This window comes from Enterobacter sp. WCHEn045836 (assembly GCF_003965585.1).
GTDB lineage: Bacteria > Pseudomonadota > Gammaproteobacteria > Enterobacterales > Enterobacteriaceae > Enterobacter > Enterobacter dissolvens.
Genome location: NZ_RXPT01000005.1, coordinates 74,784 through 89,042 on the forward strand (window position 1 = coordinate 74,784; position 14,259 = coordinate 89,042).

Below are 14,259 nucleotides of genomic sequence, written 5' to 3' on the forward strand. Positions count from 1 at the left end.
CCAGGACGTGGTTTTATTTTACCCGGGCGGCCATGAGACAGCCAGTGCCATGATATGTATTTCAGGGTTGGTCGAAAAGATACGGGGATTGCAGTGAAACGTATATGCCGCCGCGATTTACAGGTATTGGTTGGTGCATCATTGAAGATCCATTCATCGTTAATATAGATGCTTAATGTAACCCATTTCCCATTGATAAATATGCGCGATATTACTGTGTCGTCAGGTAGTTGAGGCCGGAGTGAGCTATTTTTCTGCGATATGATGGTCATTGTTTTTCCAGCCAGGTTATGGGAGTGCTATACGCCCAGAATGGATGTGGTGAATGTCTCGCAGATTCACGAGCCAGATCGATATCTGCTTGCCTGAAAATATGATTTTGTAAACCTGGTGTGACTACGTTTCGCTCGATCAATCGTGGGATAAAAGCGTAGAATCGTTTCCAGCAACGTCTACTTACCCGGTTATGTTCATACAGCACACGCCAGTAGAAACTGAACACACGATAAAGGTCATCAGTTGTTACTACATAATGGCGGCAGCGAAGGCAATTCAGAAATGAAAAGCACTGAGCTCCAGGAGTGGTTGGTGCATATTCTCCACTTTTGCGATTGCGGCAATGGCCAGTTGGTGTTTGCTCCAGGTTATCAGGGTTTGTGTTGAGTAGTTCTGAGGTCAATACTATCCCCATTTTTTTCCAGTTAAGTCTGGACTGTTCAGTCGAACGAAGATAATTTTTTTCCGTCACCTGGGGGCTGTTGCCGGTAGCCGCAGCGGTAGAGATGAGATCTCCGTCCAGTATCTCATATATTCTGTTTATGAACGTTTTTCGAAGTCTGCTAATATTTAGACGAAGCTGATTACCATTATCATCAACAAGTCTGGCCTCTTTAATAAGTTTATTAGTATGATGCAGTATTACGGAAGATGTCAGCGTTGTCAGTTGACCAGTTGTAGGGCCTGCGGGAACCCGATACAGCCATAAAAGTGTTTTTAAGTGGGACGTTGCTTTTTCACGAAGTGGCGCTGTTAATTCAATTACTTTTTGAATGAGTTGTGCCATAGAGAAATTTATAGCTGGCCATGTTTCTTCATCTGATATGGTGTTCTCCCGTATCACCACTTTGTCTTCAAAATACCCCCGACGTTTGTTCAACTGGAGAAACATTAACCCTTGTCTTGGATGGGGGATGAGGCAATTGCAGCTCAGTTCCAGTAAAGGTGTTGTATTGCGTCCGGTATGCAGAGCTATCGACAACAGTACGTAACTAAGTAAATCAGGGCCTGGAGCGATCTGTAGTGACATTAGTGGTTTTGTGGCTTCTCTTAATGCATTTGAAAATGCAAGGCGCTGATGTTGTGGTAATGGAGATTCTCCTCTGGCTCGTCTGTTACTGCCTGGAAATGGGTTTATCGGAAAAGTCAGTAGGTCGGGCCTCCCTCTAAGCGTAATTTTTATTTTTCCGCGTAATCCGATAGCTTTTAATACTGAACGACAAGCACTATAAATAGCTCGCTGGCTCAGTATAGATATATTCCTCTGATTAAGGAAATGCAAAAAACTATTAATAGTATTACGATCAATATCAAGCAGTGTTATCTCCTTCTGAGAGGACTGACTACTCAGGGCCATAAAATCTAAAAAATTACGTCCTGCGATGCAGCAGTAGTTAACAACAGTGGTTGTGGATATCTGATTGTCCATACCAGCCAGAAATCGTTCTATCTGTCTTTGCCACTCTCCTGTAATGTCGTCTATTCCAACTCCGTACCAGGGGGAGAAATCAAAGCTCCTGTTTGTTGTTGGATTGTCAGGAAAACATACCAGGCCCGTTGAGGGGCGAGATGAGATATTACATGCCTTTTCATGGGCAAAAAAGTTTGCGGCTTCCAGTGTGGTTTGAATGAAGAGTTTGCGTTTACCCATGCGTTAGCCCATCCCCTGATTGAGAGAGTCGCTGTACTTGAGGATTGCATCTTCAGCAAGAGAATTAATCAAATGCAGATAACGCATAGTCGTATTGACAGAGGAATGGCCCAGCTGTTGCTGAATAAAAACGACAGGCTCAATGCGATTTTTGTCTCGTTGTTGTTGCAGTCCCGACAGCATATGGGTGGCCCAGGTATGTCTGAGCATGTGAGTATTAACCTTTATACCAACCCTGTGACCGAGTTCCCTGATGATCCGATCAATGTGTTTTCCTCTGTCGGCATAAGGTAAACCATTTTTATTCAAAAATAAGGCCTGTTGCTCAAATGGTGAAAGTGATGCTCTTTCATATCGGCGAAGACGGATATAGTCGCTAACGTTACGATAGAACTGGCTGCTGATATAAATATCTCTTGGTTTCATTCCTTTCGTTCGTATGCCATAGCCATCGCCTGGAGTGAGGGAGATTCGAACATTGCGGAAACTATTAGTTGAGTTTGAGTTCGCTATATATGCGACAGGAAATGTAGCCAGTTCTTCTCTGCGTAACCCTGTATGAAGTGCCATCAGTAGCAGCATCCGATGATGTGGATTGTGAGCTGCGGAAATTAGATTATGTATTTGTTCGGTGGATAAAAATTTTGGAAGCTGGCGCCATTTTCTGGGCATAACACTTCTGGTTGCTCTTCTGCCTGCAGATGAGTCGGTATGTGCCAGGAATGTTGGCGGGTGAGCTACGGCCCTGTATTCAATTATCCATGGCAGATTCGTTACCCAGCCTTGTTGGGCTGCGTACTCATAGAACTGACAGATAAAATGCAGTCGCAGACTGACAGTGTTGCATGAAAGCCCTAAGTTAATACTCCAGATCCGATAACTATCGATCAGGCTGATGGTGGCTTGCGATGATACAGCATTCCATTGCAAAGTATGCGCCTGAAGAAAGCTGAAATAGTCGTAAAGTGCCTGTCCGGCAGCACGCCATGTATGATAAGAACTACAGCTACCTCTCGTCAGATAATGCTGAAGAAAGATATTAGCTTCACTACAACTTTCCATTGAGTCGTAGAGCAGGATAGGAAACCCAGGATAAAAAACACCTGATAAACAAAACTCATCTGAAGCCCAAATCAGCTGCATGGTTTCGCCTAGCTTTCGTTAAGTGGGGATTCTCCTTACCTCTGGCAATGATTCCTTTGAAAAAGTTTTAACCTGAACCTAACAAATTTCAAGGCCCATAACACGCCCTGGGACGTGGCCAGAATGATGGCGGCCATGCAGCTGGGCGACACTGAAGCGCTGTTCCGTGACAAACCCTTCATCACCCTGAGTGAACCTGCGTGCGGTGCCGGCTGCATGGTACTGGCATTTGCCGATGTTCTGCGAAAAGCGGGGTGGCCACCGCACCGGTATCTGTGGGTCTCCGCGACAGATATCGATCCGCTTGCGGCCGGAATGGCATACATACAGCTGTCCCTGTGCGGGATTGCCGGCGAAGTGGTGGTAGGCAATACCCTGGTGAATGAACGACGCCGGATACTTTACACACCCGGGCATTATCTCGGCGGCTGGCCTGTTCGTCTGAGTTCACGGCACTTTCAGGCGGCATAATCACATCTACACGCTCCCGGCCGGGAGCGTTTTTTATTTCTGAAGCAGGGTATCTGGTTTTTTATCGTAGTGAACGCTTCCCGCTGTCAGGCTGTTTTTTTCACATCAGCTGCTGCGGGAGAACACCGTGACCTGGAAAACAACAGCCGAACAAAACGCCATCATCGAATGGAAGGGTAATCATCTTGTGGTAAATGCGTTTGCAGGCACAGGAAAAACCTCTACGTTAGTGAACTACGCTGAAGCCAACCCGGAAAGTAAGATGCTTTACCTCGCCTATAATCGCGCTGTGCGGGATGAGGCTGAACGCAAATTCCCCTATAACGTAGAGTGTAAAACGTCGCATCAGCTTGCATGGGCCCGTTTCGGCAGGCATTTCCGTGACCGGCTGACAGCCAGTCTGCGCATTACGGATGTGGCCAGAAAGCTCAATACCCGCCACTGGCCGCTGGCGCGGCTGGCGCTCAGCGGGCTGAACATGTTCCTCTGCAGTGCTGACCCCGAGCCGGGGCTGATACATCTGCCGTCTGAGGATGATCGCCACGGTCTCGATGCAGGTAAAATTCTGGGGGCAATCCAAATCCTCTGGTATGAAATGAGCCGTACTGATTCAGTCTTTCCCGTCACGCACGACACCTACCTTAAACTGTTCCAGCTCTCTCATCCTGACCTGTCAAAACGCTGGGACACCATCCTCTTCGACGAGGCACAGGACGCCAATCCGGTGACCAGTGCATTTGTACTGAATCAGCCCTGCCGGGTCATTCTGGTCGGCGACCGTTACCAGCAGATATACCGGTTTCGCGGGGCGGATAATGCACTGAGTGCCCCGCAGCTGGCGCAGGCAGACCGGTTATGGCTGACAGCGAGTTTTCGGTTTGGCCCTGAGGTCGCGCGTGTGGCCAACATCCTGCTTGAACGTGCCGGAGAGGAAAAGCGCGTGACAGGTAACGGGGGCCAGGATGCTGTCGTCAGCAGCCTTCCGGCAGGGGCTGAGCATATTGCTGTACTGAGCCGGACGGTATCCGGCGTGATCGGCAGTGCCCTGACGGCAAGCCTTATGGAGAAAAATGTCTTCTGGGTCGGGGGGATTGAAGGCTACAAAACAGAGGAGCTGGAAGACCTGTACTGGTTCTCCGCCGATATGCCTGAAAAGATGCAGTCCCCGCGCCTCAGCCGGGACTATCGGGATTTTGATGAATACTGCTCAATAGCAAAAGCCACACAGGACGTGGAGATGAACCAGGCCATTCGTCTGCTCGATGACTTTTTCCCACTACCGCAAAAGCTGGCCATCATGCGCCGTCAGGTGGTAACCCATGAGAAAGACGCTCAGGTCACGGTTTCAACCGCACACCGCAGCAAAGGGCTGGAATGGCCGGTGGTAATGCTGAGTGAGGATTTTACTGACATTACCGACCCGCTTCTTTCGCAGGATGAGCGGCAGGATGAGACTAACCTGCTATACGTGGCTGTCACCCGGGCCAGAAGAACGCTTGTGCTTAACGAACTGATGCGCTGGCTGAGCGATGAAGGCGGGAAAAACCGCGAGACGACGCACGAAACCGTACCGTCCGGAAATGGAGAGAGCGCCGACAGGCATGAAGAAACGGGAAAAACTTCTGAGAGTGAGTAACTGGTTTTTTATGGTGAAGCGCGGGGAGTGTCACAACACTGGGCAGCCCTATACCAGGAGAAAATCATGCGCGACAGAATCAGGACCCTGAGGTTTCTGTTTTCAAAAGGTGAACCGGAGCCAGTACATCATGTATCCGTTGTCACACCTGCCGGCTACCACACTCCGCGTACGGTCGATACGCTGTGCCGTAGTCCGTTAAGAAAAACCTGCCTGCAACAAATATGGGAAAACAGCTCACTTCCGGCGGATGTTTATCACCGGCTTTATATAACGCCACTGCATGGCTTACTGGCCAGGGTACAGAATGTGCCGGCAACACAGCAGGGAAAGTGGTCGCAGTCAGACGGCTTCGGGGACCTTACGCTGCAGTTCACAACCTGTGCGGTCAGACTGGCCAAAGGATACATGTTTCCACCCGGCGCTGCGCCAGAAGAGCAGGCAGAGCAAAACGTGATGTGGAATGCGGTCATTTTCTGGTCTGCACTGTTCTGGCATTTGCCGCTCCTGGCGTCTCTGGAGGGTGAGTTGCTTGACGGTAAACGCTGGCTTCCGGGAATAACCGTTCCGGACTCGCCTTATCGATTTCGCTTCAGTGAAGCTGACAACTCTTCAGCTTTTGCAGCGCTTGCAGCCGGACAACTTATGCCAGCAGAGGCTACAGGATGGCTGGCAGAAAATCCCGAAGCTCTGGGTAATCTTGCCGGTTCCTTATGGAATCAGCATCCGGCGATGCCACTTATCAGAAGCTTAATGAAGCAAGCTGCCGAAAAGGTGGAATCGCCTTCGCTGGAGGTATCCGGGGCAAATGAGAAAGTTAACACCCTCATAGAGCCGGCTCTTTCAGTTCCGCAAACGCCGTCTGATCAAGAGATTGAATTAGAACCGTCAGTAGAAACAACACTGAAAACTACATCGCCAGAAGCTGCAGATTTGCAGGGAATTCAACTCGCATCTTCTATTGTACCGGTGCCGATGGCTGAGGGCAGCAATCTCGTCAGCAATGAAAAGGCAGGCGAGAGTACGGAATGTGATCCAAACGAAACAGAGAAGGCTGATACAGAGATGCTGCTAAGCCTTTTCAGTGCCATTGAAGAGCCTGATATGACCGGGACTGAAGCATGTGATGAAGAGTCTTCAATCAGTACGAGAACAGAAAATGAGCCAGAATTTTCCCCCCTTAATGAACTACTTCCAGATGCTGATAAGCCTGAGATAAATCAGACAGTAGCAGAAGACGCTTTCCCTGAACACGCTGTAGAGGATAACATCCCTTTACACAGCATTAACATTGACGCACAAAAAACAGTGATAAAAAAACAGACTGGCACTGAATTTCTCAGGTGGCTTTCTGAAGGACTTAAGAGCAAGCGAATTGACATTAATCAGCCTGATTCGAGGGCGCATGCAGTTGCAGGGTTCATCTTTCTCAGGGTTCCGGACATATTTTATCTTTACATCAGAGAAAGCGGAGCAGAGCTAAGCAGGGATACCATACAAATGGAATTTGAGAAGCTGCATATTCACAAGGTGCGCCGGGGAGAGCGTTTTATTAAAGCGAAACTGTACCACTCTCCTGGCAAAGAAGGCACGTTTAAACCTGTAAGTGGATATCTTGTCAAGACTACACACCTTTTCAGAGGAGCGTCTTCCCCTGAAGACAGCGGGCTTCTGTCTTTCCTGTGAAGGAGGGGCAGTCCATGAGGGCCCTTAAGGGCAGCTTGATTTAGAAAAAGGAAATGCTGTATGTCTGACAAAAACCATTATACGACATGGGAAGAATTGCTTGAGGAGTACTTCTTCGCCCGAAACCTGCGCGCTGCAACAGAATGGAGCTACGCAAAGGTTGTAAAGGGGTTCCTGAAATTTACGGGGGCTGACATAACCCCATCAATGGTTACTCATCATGAAGTTCTAAGATGGCGGCGATATGTACTCAGAGAAAAACAACAATCGGCGCAGACCTGGAACAATAAAATTGCACATCTCAGGGCCCTCTATAACTATGCTATGGAAAGTGGTTTATTGCCTGCGGGCAAAAACCCTTTTAACAACTGCACTGTACAGCGGGACAGAAAGAAAAAACGGACTTTAAACCGCTCTCAGCTAACCCGGCTTTATCTGATAATGCAGCAGGCTGAAATTGAATCCAACCGGAAAATTTTCGCACGTGGCGGGCGGAGTGCGCTTTACCCGGCATGGTTCTGGATAACCGTCCTGGATACGCTCAGATATACGGGAATGAGGCAAAATCAACTGCTGCATATTCAGCTCAGGGACGTCAATCTGACAGAAGGCTATATAGATCTGCGCCTTGAGGGGAGTAAAACGCACAGGGAATGGCGCGTTCCCGTTGTTAAGCAGCTGCGTTTGCGGCTACAGCTTCTTCTTACACGGGCAGCGGAGGCTGGAGCCGGGCCAAAAGATAACCTCTTCGATGTCAGTTTTTACATTGCCGGGAAAAAAGCAAAATTTGACAGAAATGATGTGACCGTGATGCATCAAAAGATCCGCTCCTTTTTTCGCCGCCTATCAAAGGAATGTGGTTTTGCCGTTTCGCCGCACCGTTTCAGACATACCCTGGCTACAGAACTGATGAAAGCACCGGAAAGGAATCTTCAGCTGGTTAAAGATTTACTGGGTCATCGTAGCGTAAGCACAACAATGGAATATGTGGAACTCAATATGGACATTGTGGGAAAAACACTGGAAGAAGAATTATCCCTGCACACAGATCTCTGTGTAGAAAGGGAATTACAACTATTGACACAAAACTGATTGACTGGGATTATTGCCAGTGATCGAGAGAAGGGAGCCTGCGCGAACAGGCTCCCTCACTTGAGGGACTGATTCAGAAACGTTAACCAGTGCAGATACGCCTACACCGGAGGACATTCCGTAATGACCGGCCCCTGTATTAACCGCCCGTTAAGGTTCTCATCTCTTAACCAGCGTGCTTTGATGCAAAATTAGTGGTGCCCGGACTCGGAATCGAACCAAGGACACGGGGATTTTCAATCCCCTGCTCTACCGACTGAGCTATCCGGGCAACGGAGCGCATTAAACCGCAATCCCACCCGATCGTCAACACTATTTCTGGAAAAGCTGTTCAACTGCTTAAGTTTGCGGCAATGTGCTGACTTCTGAAGCAAACAGGTCAAATTACGCTTACGTCAACGCGCCGCCCATACGGCACTGGGCAAAGCGCAGAATGTCCTCTGCCAGGCGGTGAGCGGTATCCACATCGGCCTGACTCCGGTTCACCAGCATACGGCTCAGGCAGCCTTCCAGCACCAGCTCCATCTGCTTTGCCACCATTGCCGGATCATCCACTTCAAGCGTGGTCAGCAGTTCGTGGGTAAAGTCATGCGCTGCGCGTTTTTGCTGATCCGCCAACTGATGGATGGGATGGCCGGGATCGGGGTAGTACGTGCAGGCGGCGATAAACAGACAACCCGGATAGCGGTTGTTACTTACACATTCCGTCAGCGCAGTATAGCGCGCCAGCAGCTTCTGTTCGGCGGTCAGCTCTTCATTCAACATCAGCTGCCTGCGCCAGACATCAACCTGCTGGCTGAGATAGCGCAGGGCATCATAAAGCAGCGCCTCTTTATCGGGCCAGAAGCGCGTAAGCTCATCCAGAGGGTAATCGATACGGTCGGCTACCATCTCAAGCGTGGTGCTGGCGATCCCTTGAATCTCAAGTAATTGCAGGGCTTGTCCCAGTACGTCTTCGCGTTGCACGGTTCTCTCCTCCGTTATTCCCAACGGTTGTCCCGTTTAAAGTGTTGTTTACGGTTGGCGATCGCGCAAATGCGCGCTGAAAGCCGCCGCGTCCATAAACCCGGTTACACGCTGTCCCGGCTGTTCTTCACCCTGTTCATTGAAGAACAAAATGGTTGGCAGACCGAGCACGTTAAGTTGCTTCAGCAGGGCTTTATCCTGCGCATTGTTGGCGGTCACGTTTGCCTGAAGCAGAAGGGTCCCGTTCAGCGCGCCCTGCACCTGCGGGTCGCTAAAGGTGTATTTTTCAAACTCTTTGCAGGCGACACACCAGTCTGCGTAGAGATCGAGCATCACCGGTTTGCCGTGCGCCTGCGCCAGGGCGCTGTTAAGTTCATCCACGTTCTTAATCTGAGTGAAATTCAGATGCGCCTGGGTCTGACCCACGGGGGGGCCAAATGCCCAGTCCTGTAGCGGACGCACGCTTACCAGAGCACCAGCGAGCAGGAGGATTTGCACCAGACGCATCCAGACTCTTTTTGCCCCCAGACTGACGATAAATGCCCAACTGAAGAACGCCACGCCGAGCATCGCCCACAGGCGCATCCCCCAGACATCACCGACAATACGCTCCAGCAGGAATACCGGCAGCGCCAGAATGACAAAGCCAAACGCGGTTTTCACCGTCTCCATCCACGGCCCGCTCTTCGGCAGCAGGCGGTTACCAAAGACCGTGACCAGGATCAGCGGCAGACCCATCCCCAGCGCGTACAGGTACAACGTACCGCCGCCCAGCCACATATTACCGCTCTGGGCGATATAGAGCAGGATCGCGCTGAGCGGTGCGGTAGTGCAGGGCGAGCAAATCAAACCGGCGATAGCCCCCATCGCAAACACCCCACCTGCTGAGCCCCCCTGTTGGCGATTGCTGAGCAGCGTTAAGCGGGTTTGCAGGGAAGACGGCAGTTGCAGGGTGAAGAGGCCAAACATCGACAAGGCCAGCAGGATAAACACCACCGACAGGCCGATAAGCACATAAGGGTGCTGGAGAGCCGCCTGGAATTGTAAGCCGGCCGCCGCAACCACGAGGCCGAGTGCCGTATAGGTTAACGCCATTCCCTGCACGTAAATAAAGGTCAGTAGCAGCGCGCGGGTGGTGGTAAGACGCTGCTTTCCGCCCAGCACTATTCCGGAGATCAGCGGGTACATAGGCAGCACGCATGGCGTGAAGGCGATGCCGATACCAATCAGTAAAGCCCAGAGGGCGGAGAAAGGAAGGTCTGCAGCAGGCTCACCTTCACGTTTCGCCTCTGAAGGGGGAGGGGCAACGGTAGCGGCAGACGCGTTAACTTCGCTGAGCGGAACGATCTTCGTCTCAGGGGGATAGCAGAATCCGGCATCGGCGCACCCCTGGTAAGTGACGGTAAGCGTGGCGCCTTTATCCGCCTGATTCACCGTGACGGGCACGCTTAAACGCTGGCGATAGATTTCACTTTTGCCGTAAAACTCGTCCTTGTGCCATTCGCCCGCAGGCAGTTGCAGCGCGCCCACGCTTGCGTGAGCGGGTGTGATACTGACCTGCTTACGGTACAGGTAATAGCCCTCTTTCACCTGCCAGGTGAGGTTGAGGTCATGCTGATTTTGCTGGAAATCGAAAACGAATGCCTGATCGGCAGGAATAAAGTTCGAACGGCCGGGCGCGTCAAACAACCCGGCAAAGACTGACGTGCTGCACAGCAGCAGGATCAGCGTAAGGAAACGTTGAGCCATGAGAGATAATCGTTATCACCGTGGAGCACTGGCAATACCAGCAGTTCCGGAGTTTGGTAAGGATGATGAGATTTGAGGCAGTTTAGAAGCGCCTGCTGATTCGCCGGATTGGTTTTGAGCAACATCTGGACTTCGTACTCCTGCTCCAGCTTGCCTTCCCAGTAATAAAGGGAGGTGGCACCGGGGAGGAGCGTCACGCAGGCAGCCAGTTTTTCGGCCAGCACTTTGGCGGCGAGATCCTGGGCAGTGGCTTCATCAGGGGCGGTACACAGTACGACAACAGCATCAGGCGTGTTCACAAGTCGACCTCCTCATCACGAAAGGGATCACTATATCACGCAAGGCGATTGGTCATTAATGAAACGGGCCGCAGAGCGGCCCGATTTTAACTATTTTTACAACAACGCGCGGTTTACAGCACGACGCCGCCGATGATAAAGCCGAGGATCACGCACAGCGTAATGGCGACCACACCCGGGATCAGGAACGCATGGTTAAACACATACTTACCGATGCGGGTTGAACCGGTGTCATCCATCTCAACCGCCGCCAGCAGGGTTGGGTAGGTTGGCAGAACGAACAGGGCAGAAACGGCAGCAAACGAGGCAATGGCCGTCAGTGGCGTTACGCCCAGCATCAGCGCTGCAGGCATCAGTGCTTTGGTTGTGGCGGCCTGAGAGTAAAGCAGTGTCGCGGCAAAGAACAGCACCACAGCCAGCAGCCATGGGTAGTTATGCAGCAGGTCACCCGCAACGGTCTGGATGTCGCTGATGTGCGCTTTCACGAAGGTGTCACCGAGCCATGCCACACCCAGCACGCACACGCAGGCGCTCATACCGGATTTGAAGGTGCTGGCATTCAGCACTTCGCTGGTGTCAATTTTACAGGTGATGCTAATCAGCGTCGCAATCGTGAGCATGAACACCACAATCGCTTCGTTACGCGGCAGAACCGGGTTCTGAATGAGGCCTACTGTGTCACTGATGGCCGTCGCGTAGAACATCACCGCCACGATACCGATCAGGAACAGCACCACGGAGCGTTTCGCATGCGGCTTCAGTTCGAAGACCTGGCTACCGCGCAGGCTCACTTCGCCCTTGGCCAGACGTTCCTGATAAACCGGATCGTCTTTCAGTTCAGCGCCGAGGAAGTTACACAGCACGGCGGTGATCATGACTGCAATCAACGTTACCGGGATACAGATCGCCAGCAGCGTCAGATAGCTCACGCCCATGGGTTCCAGGATACCGGCGAAGAATACCACTGCCGCGGAGATAGGCGAGGCGGTAATCGCAATCTGGGAGGCCACCACCGCGATAGAGAGCGGGCGAGATGGACGGATACCCTGTTCTTTTGCCACTTCGGTAATCACCGGCAGCGTGGAAAAGGCAGTGTGACCGGTACCGGCGAGAATGGTCATGAACCAGGTCACCAGCGGGGCAAGGAAGGTAATGTATTTAGGATGACGGCGCAGCATACGCTCCGCCAGACTCACCAGGTAGTCCATACCGCCAGCCACCTGCATGGCGGCGATAGCGGCAATAACTGCCATGATGATTTCGATAACATCAAACGGGATTGCGCCGGGTTTAATCTGAAAGATAAGGGTAAGAACGAGCACCCCGAGACCGCCGGCAAAACCGATGCCGATACCCCCGAGTCTTGCTCCCAAATAAATCGCCAACAGGACGATGACGAGTTCTGCTCCAAACATAAGGACCTGCCTTGCTTATTAACAAGTTGATATTGAATTGTTGTATTTTGGTAACGCCTAAAAAGAAAAAAGGCACGTCACAAGTGACGTGCCTTTCGGAAGCTTAGCCTGAACGGTTACTGTTCGCTTTCATCGGTATATCGTTTCGCTTTATATGCCGGGTGCATCAGGTTCTGGGCCGAGAAGATATCGTCCAGCTCGGCTTCGGTCAACAGTCCGCGCTCCAGTACGACTTCACGCACGCTCTTACCGGTTTCGGCACAAATCTTACCGACGATATCGCCGTTATGATGGCCGATGAACGGGTTGAGGTAGGTGACGATCCCGATGGAGTTGTACACGTAGCCTTCACAGACTTCTTTATTCGCGGTAATGCCGTTAACGCATTTTTCCAGCAGGTTGTAGCAAGCGTTAGTCAGGATGTGAATGGATTCGAACATCGCCTGGCCAATCACTGGCTCCATGACGTTCAGCTGCAGCTGACCGGCTTCAGAGGCCATGGTCACGGTCGTATCGTTACCAATAACCTTGAAGCAAACCTGGTTCACCACTTCTGGCACGACCGGGTTCACTTTGGCTGGCATGATGGATGAACCGGCCTGCAGTTCAGGCAGGTTGATTTCGTTCAGGCCAGCGCGTGGGCCGGAAGAGAGCAGGCGCAGGTCGTTACAGATTTTTGACAGTTTCACCGCCAGACGTTTCAGGGCGCTGTGTACCATGACGTAGGCGCCGCAGTCGGAGGTGGCTTCAATCAGATCTTCTGCTGGCACGACCGGCAGGTTAGAGACTTCAGCCAGTTTCTGAACCGCCAGTTGCTGATAACCGTCCGGCGTGTTCAGACGCGTACCGATGGCGGTAGCACCCAGGTTCACTTCCAGCAGCAGCTCGGAGGTGCGCAGCAGGTTTTTCGTCTCTTCGTTCAGCAGCACGTTAAACGCGTGGAATTCCTGACCGAGGGTCATTGGCACCGCGTCCTGCAACTGGGTACGACCCATTTTCAGAATGTCCTGGAACTCAACCGCTTTGCGTTGGAAGCCATCGCCCAGCTGGTTGATGGCGTCGACCAGTTTCACAACCGAGGCATAAACCGCGATGCGGAAGCCGGTTGGGTAGGCGTCGTTGGTGGACTGACATTTGTTAACGTGATCGTTCGGGTTCAGGTACTGGTATTCACCTTTCTGGTGACCCATCAGCTCCAGGCCGATATTTGCCAGTACTTCGTTGGTGTTCATGTTGACGGAGGTACCCGCGCCGCCCTGATAGACGTCAACCGGGAACTGGTCCATGCATTTGCCGTTGTTCAGCACTTCATCGCAGGCCGCGATAATCGCATTTGCTGCGCTTTTAGGAATGGTTTGCAGCTCTTTGTTTGCCAGCGCTGCCGCTTTCTTCACCATCACCATGCCACGGACAAACTCAGGAATGTCGCTGATTTTGCTGTTGCTGATGTAGAAGTTTTCAATCGCTCTCAGAGTGTGGACACCGTAGTAGGCATCCGCTGGAACTTCCCTGGTACCCAACAAGTCTTCTTCGATACGAATGTTGTTTAACATGTGAACCTTCTTTTCAAGCTGCCGATGGATTGTACTAAACACACAGTATTTATGTGGTTTTGAATATTTTCTGACCGACGATTATTCCCTCAATCGGCCAATTGCTCGAGATCATATGCTGATGATAGCGAATTGCCGTAAGCTGGATCACTTATTATCGACCCGATTCCATGATAATTATTAATCTGTGAAATGGGTCACCGCTTTAATATTTCCAAAAAAAATATCCGTGCAAACCGATTGAATTTTAGCTAACCGTCCTCATCTCTTACAGACGCGTGTCGCGAACACATTCAGACAGGGGCCAAAAGGCACCTGCCAC

Annotated in this window: 10 protein-coding genes, 1 tRNA gene and 1 pseudogene; 4 read left to right on the forward strand and 8 right to left on the reverse strand. The window is 51.3% G+C overall.

Going from position 1 to position 14,259, the window contains the following annotated elements; genetic code table 11:
* Positions 1–268 precede the first annotated feature (268 nt).
* Positions 269–1,927 (reverse strand): hypothetical protein, encoded by a 1,659-nt coding sequence (locus tag EKN38_RS08135; protein WP_126521972.1) that lies wholly within the window; start codon positions 1,925–1,927, stop codon positions 269–271.
* Between the two features lie 3 nt (positions 1,928–1,930).
* Positions 1,931–3,070 (reverse strand): site-specific integrase, encoded by a 1,140-nt coding sequence (locus tag EKN38_RS08140; protein WP_126521974.1) that lies wholly within the window; start codon positions 3,068–3,070, stop codon positions 1,931–1,933.
* Positions 3,071–3,172: 102 nt separating this feature from the next.
* Here EKN38_RS08140 and EKN38_RS08145 point away from each other — a divergent pair.
* The 4 genes and pseudogenes from EKN38_RS08145 to EKN38_RS08160 all read left to right on the forward strand — a co-directional run.
* Positions 3,173–3,541, forward strand: a pseudogene (locus tag EKN38_RS08145) (SAM-dependent DNA methyltransferase); the annotation flags it as partial.
* A 127-nt stretch (positions 3,542–3,668) separates the two neighbouring features.
* The gene (locus tag EKN38_RS08150; protein WP_126521977.1) at positions 3,669–5,177 is read left to right on the forward strand and encodes a UvrD-helicase domain-containing protein; all 1,509 of its coding nucleotides are present in this window, start codon (positions 3,669–3,671) and stop codon (positions 5,175–5,177) included.
* 66 nt (positions 5,178–5,243) lie between these two features.
* Complete coding sequence (locus tag EKN38_RS08155) at positions 5,244–6,863, forward strand: TraI domain-containing protein (protein ID WP_126521979.1); 1,620 nt, start codon at positions 5,244–5,246, stop codon at positions 6,861–6,863.
* Positions 6,864–6,923: 60 nt separating this feature from the next.
* Complete coding sequence (locus EKN38_RS08160) at positions 6,924–7,955, forward strand: site-specific integrase (RefSeq protein ID WP_126521981.1); 1,032 nt, start codon at positions 6,924–6,926, stop codon at positions 7,953–7,955.
* A 195-nt stretch (positions 7,956–8,150) separates the two neighbouring features.
* On the opposite strand, the gene EKN38_RS08165 is transcribed toward EKN38_RS08160, so the two are convergent.
* From EKN38_RS08165 to aspA, 6 genes are all read right to left on the reverse strand, one after another.
* Positions 8,151–8,226: transfer RNA gene (locus tag EKN38_RS08165), tRNA-Phe, on the reverse strand.
* Between the two features lie 119 nt (positions 8,227–8,345).
* Positions 8,346–8,921, reverse strand: a complete 576-nt coding sequence (locus EKN38_RS08170; RefSeq protein ID WP_014830352.1) for a transcriptional regulator — start codon at positions 8,919–8,921, stop codon at positions 8,346–8,348.
* Between the two features lie 48 nt (positions 8,922–8,969).
* Positions 8,970–10,670 carry a protein-disulfide reductase DsbD gene (locus EKN38_RS08175; protein WP_014830353.1) on the reverse strand — a complete coding sequence of 567 codons (1,701 nt, stop codon included), beginning with the start codon at positions 10,668–10,670 and terminating at the stop codon, positions 8,970–8,972.
* Complete coding sequence (cutA, locus tag EKN38_RS08180) at positions 10,646–10,969, reverse strand: divalent cation tolerance protein CutA (RefSeq protein ID WP_014830354.1); 324 nt, start codon at positions 10,967–10,969, stop codon at positions 10,646–10,648. Before cutA ends, EKN38_RS08175 begins: the two co-directional genes overlap by 25 nt.
* Before the next feature lie 113 nt (positions 10,970–11,082).
* Positions 11,083–12,384: an anaerobic C4-dicarboxylate transporter gene (locus EKN38_RS08185; protein WP_014830355.1), complete on the reverse strand. Its 1,302-nt coding sequence runs from the start codon at positions 12,382–12,384 to the stop codon at positions 11,083–11,085.
* Positions 12,385–12,500: 116 nt separating this feature from the next.
* Positions 12,501–13,937, reverse strand: a complete 1,437-nt coding sequence (gene aspA, locus EKN38_RS08190) for an aspartate ammonia-lyase (protein ID WP_014830356.1) — start codon at positions 13,935–13,937, stop codon at positions 12,501–12,503.
* Positions 13,938–14,259 lie beyond the last annotated feature (322 nt).

What these genes read in the sequence shown, in the direction of transcription:
- EKN38_RS08135 (WP_126521972.1), bottom strand. Translation starts at nt 1,927, where the DNA reads ATGGGTAAACGCAAACTCTTCATTCAAACCACACTGGAAGCCGCAAAC.
- EKN38_RS08140 (WP_126521974.1), bottom strand. Translation starts at nt 3,070, where the DNA reads ATGCAGCTGATTTGGGCTTCAGATGAGTTTTGTTTATCAGGTGTTTTT.
- EKN38_RS08155 (WP_126521979.1), top strand. Translation starts at nt 5,244, where the DNA reads ATGCGCGACAGAATCAGGACCCTGAGGTTTCTGTTTTCAAAAGGTGAA.
- EKN38_RS08160 (WP_126521981.1), top strand. Translation starts at nt 6,924, where the DNA reads ATGTCTGACAAAAACCATTATACGACATGGGAAGAATTGCTTGAGGAG.
- EKN38_RS08175 (WP_014830353.1), bottom strand. Translation starts at nt 10,670, where the DNA reads ATGGCTCAACGTTTCCTTACGCTGATCCTGCTGCTGTGCAGCACGTCA.
- EKN38_RS08185 (WP_014830355.1), bottom strand. Translation starts at nt 12,384, where the DNA reads ATGTTTGGAGCAGAACTCGTCATCGTCCTGTTGGCGATTTATTTGGGA.
- aspA (WP_014830356.1), bottom strand. Translation starts at nt 13,937, where the DNA reads ATGTTAAACAACATTCGTATCGAAGAAGACTTGTTGGGTACCAGGGAA.